This is a genomic window from Rhizobium sp. YJ-22 (assembly GCF_029601685.1).
GTDB lineage: Bacteria > Pseudomonadota > Alphaproteobacteria > Rhizobiales > Rhizobiaceae > Metarhizobium.
In genome coordinates this window covers 1-3,824 of record NZ_JARRIR010000047.1, presented here as the reverse complement: position 1 = coordinate 3,824, position 3,824 = coordinate 1, and the positions used below count along the sequence as shown (strand labels likewise).

The 3,824-nt window shown below is 59.1% G+C and carries 2 protein-coding genes; one reads left to right on the top strand and one right to left on the bottom strand.

Annotated elements, in window-relative coordinates:
• Positions 1 to 54 precede the first annotated feature (54 nt).
• Positions 55 to 3,021 carry a Tn3 family transposase gene (locus P7F60_RS30655; protein WP_015057078.1) on the bottom strand — a complete coding sequence of 989 codons (2,967 nt, stop codon included), beginning with the start codon at positions 3,019 to 3,021 and terminating at the stop codon, positions 55 to 57.
• Positions 3,022 to 3,186: 165 nt separating this feature from the next.
• Between P7F60_RS30655 and P7F60_RS30650 the strand changes: the two genes are divergently transcribed.
• Entirely contained in the window at positions 3,187 to 3,768 is a 582-nt protein-coding gene (locus P7F60_RS30650; RefSeq protein WP_024897959.1) for a recombinase family protein, read from the top strand.
• Positions 3,769 to 3,824: the final 56 nt, after the last annotated feature.

Below are 3,824 nucleotides of genomic sequence, written 5' to 3'. Positions count from 1 at the left end.
GGCGTCACGACACGAAAGTGTTGAATCTGTCCGACTTTTGAGAACGTATGGTGATCACGCTGCGAGGATGGATGTTTCGCGCCGTAGCGGCCTGAGATCGAGGCTTTCCGTCGAGGTCCAGATGTAATCGCCAGTGAGACTGATGTGTTGCCACCCGAGCGGGGTGATGTGTTTGACTAGGTCGGGCGGCGTGGCGATACCCTCCCGGTTGAGTTCGGCGAAGGCCGGTTCGAGATAGAGAGTGTTCCAGTAGACGATGGCATTGATCAGCAGGTTCAGCCCGGACGCCCGGTAGAACTGACTCTCGAAGGTCCTGTCTCGCAGTTCTCCGAGCCGGTTGAAGAACAGCGCACGGGCCAAGGTGTTCTGGGATTCGCTCTTGTTGAGGCCGGCCGTCGCGTTCCTGCGCATTTCGGGGTTCTGCCACCACTGGGGCAGAAAGATGGACCGATTGATGCGACCGAGATCGCGTAGCGCCAACGCCAGTCCGTTCTGGCGTGGGAATGCGGACAGCTTTGCCAACAGGGTCGAAGGCCGAACCTGCCCGGAACGGATCGTCGTGACCAGCCGCAGGATGTCGTTCCAGTTTGCCTTGATCCGCTCGACGTTGATGGGCTCGCCAACGAGCGATGCAAGGTTTTCGGGAGGCGTGTCGCCCGGGAAGAGATAGAGCTTGCGATCCTTGAGACCGCGCAGCCGGGGCACAATCTGGAAACCAACGAGATGGCAAAGGGCGAAGCTCATATCGCTTACCCCGCCGGTATCGACATAGTGGGTTTCGATGGCGAGATCGCTGCCATGATAGAGCAGTCCGTCGAGGACATAGATGGCTTCGCTCGCATTGGCATTCATGGCGATGATGTAGAAAGCGCCGTACTGGTCAGAGGTGAACCGGTAGAACTTGGCGCCGGGGTTGGGACCATAGCGGGCGTTGAGGTCGCCGATCGCCTTGGCGTGTCCGCCCGCCGGAAAATACTGGCCATCGGAGGATGACGTTGTTCCATCGCCCCACAAGCTTGCCAGAGGCAATTGCCTCTGGGCGTTGACGAGAATGGCGTGCGCCGCCGTGTAACCTTCCTCGCGAATATGCCAATCGTGCGCCCAGGCGAGTTGGCGCATCGTAATGCCGGGGGAAACGTCCGCCATTCTCGTGAGACCGAGATTGATGCCGTCCGCCAGGATGGCGGTGAGGAGCGCAAGCTTGTTGTCGGCCGTCCGACCGCTGCGCAGATGGGTAAAGGCGTTCGAAAATTCCGTTCGGTCGTCAACCTCAAGCAAAAGGTCAGTGATGCGGATCGCAGGCAGACGGCTTTCCACCTTTAGCTTCAGCGACTTGGCGATGTCCGGAAACATAGCCTTGTGCGGCGTGACGCTAAACCCCGCCCCGGTCAGTTCTACATCGTCGAGCTCGCCGGCTGCGGCCAGACGGGAGAGGTCAGCCAGTCCATCGTTCAGGAGCTGGCGCTGCTGGCGAAGATACGTCTCGACATCGGTATCAACAGCGATTGGAAGCGGTCCTTCCTCACGCATCAGCTCGAATGTCGGCGTGGGAATGAGAAAGCTTTCGAAAGACTGGAAGCGTTTGGCTCCTTCCACCCAGACATCGCCCGCATCGAGCCGGCGCTTCAATTCGCTGAACAGGCAAAGCTCATAAGCCCTGCGATCAATCTTTCCATCTTGGAGTATGAGAGGCATCCAGCCCTTCGGCGCAAAGGAGATCGGTGCCTTGTCGGGTATGGTCCTTTTGCCCGTACGATATAGACCCGCGACCACGGATAGCGCCCGCAAGAGGTTCGCCGCCACGGCGTGACCGCGGAACACGAGCGTGGAGAGAAACTGTGGCGCCAGTTTCCTGATCGTCGGATAGCGCTGGAGCATTTCGATTTTACCGTCGATAACATCCGGCGCGATCAGCGTATCGACCGCCTGGACACTGGTTGTAAAAGCTGGCCATTGGATGACCCGATCAAGCGCTTTGGCCATGTCCTCACCCTTCTCTCTGGCCTCGATGATCGCATGGCAGACTTTCGAAACGTCCTTCAACGGCTTCTGCACTTCCCGAACGGATCGGGTGACGCGAGCAGCCGCCTGGTTATTGGCTCGCCGCGTCAGGATGCCCATGAGTTTCTTGAACATGTCGATCGCGCAATCGGTGAGATGGCGGGAAAGGTGGAGCACTGTCGCAGCCAGGACAGCATGTCGGCGTTCGGTGTTAAGGTCGCGCAGATGCTGCGCGCTTATTCGCGTCCCCTCTGCAGCAAATTCGTCAAAGACCTTGGCCGGAATGCGATCCATCAACGTCGTCGGCAGGTTCAGAGACCGGAGAAAGCGAATGCGCTCGGCAATTCTGTCGAGGTTGACGGCGGCTGGCGACAATGCCGGTGTTCTCGCCCAGGCAAGGATGGTCACGCTTGTCCCCTCACGCGGATCGAGAAGCTTGTCCAGATCGAGCTTTTGGCCTTCTGAGATCCCGCCGGCCAAGGCCCGATGAGCAATACGAATGCCGCGCCTGATCGCCACATGAATGATGGCTTCGAGCGCCGGCCGCGCTGGCAAGAGGATTCTCCTGCGTCGTAGTTCTTCCACCACCATATCCGCCAATACATCGGCCTGGCGCAGGGTTTGCGCGGCAGGTGTCAGCCAGCCTGTGAGTGCCCGCACGTCCGAAGGCACAAACGGACGCATCTTCATTCTGTCGAAAAGCAGGGCCAGATGCTCGCGCCGCGTCTGCGGGCGCTCGAAATAACGATCGATCTCATGTTGATCGACGCCGATCTGCCGCGCCAGAAATCGTAAGACGCCAGCCGGCAGGACCTCGCCATCCGCAAGCGGTCGGCCCGGATATCGTAGCGTGGCCAGAACACAGGCGAGGCCCAGCCTATTCGAGGTCTTGTTCTGTCGCATGATCAGGTCGAGATCCGATCGATCCAGCGTGTAATGTTTGGCGATCTCCCTTTCGTCATCCGGGATGATCGTCGCCTGTTGCCACCATGCCTCGCTCAGTAGTGCTCTTCGCGCCATTCTCTGATCTTCCCGTTTCGTTGCGGAGAGTGCAGCGAACCGGAAAATGCGTGTCCGACAAACGAACGTTTCGCGGCATCCACAAGTTTTGTCCGCAAACCTTGTCATGAAACGGCAAATCGGACAATGTCCGAATTCAACGGAAAAACGGACAAACCACGTCTCATGACCTCTATCGGCTATGCAAGGGTCTCCACCGGCGAGCAGGACACCGCCCTGCAACTCGACGCTTTGCGCAAAGCAGGTTGTGAAAGGCTGTTCGAGGATAAGGCATCCGGCGTGAAGACTGACCGGCCCGGATTGGCTGAGGCGATCCGCTACGTTCGCGACGGCGATACGCTCACAGTCTGGAAGCTCGACCGCCTCGGCCGGTCGATGAAGCACCTTATCGAGATCATCACCGAACTGGAGGCCAAAGGCGTCGGCTTCCGATCCATCACCGAAAACATCGACACCACGACATCCGGCGGTCGCCTGGTATTCCACCTGTTCGGCGCGCTGGCACAGTTCGAGCGCGATCTGATCCGGGAACGAACACGTGCCGGTCTGCAAGCCGCAGAGGAACGCGGCCGACGCGGTGGCCGACAAGTCGTCGTAACCCCGGAGAAACTTGCCAAAGCCCGCCAGCATCTGGCGGCCGGTTTGAACGTCCGGGAAGCCGCCGCCCGCGTGAAAATCGGGAAAACCGCCCTCTACGAAGCTCTCAGGGCCGAAAAAGCAACGACATCCACGGTTAAACCAACCTGAATTCCGGATACGTTCTTAAAAGTCGGACAGATTCTCCACTTTCGTGTCGTGACGCC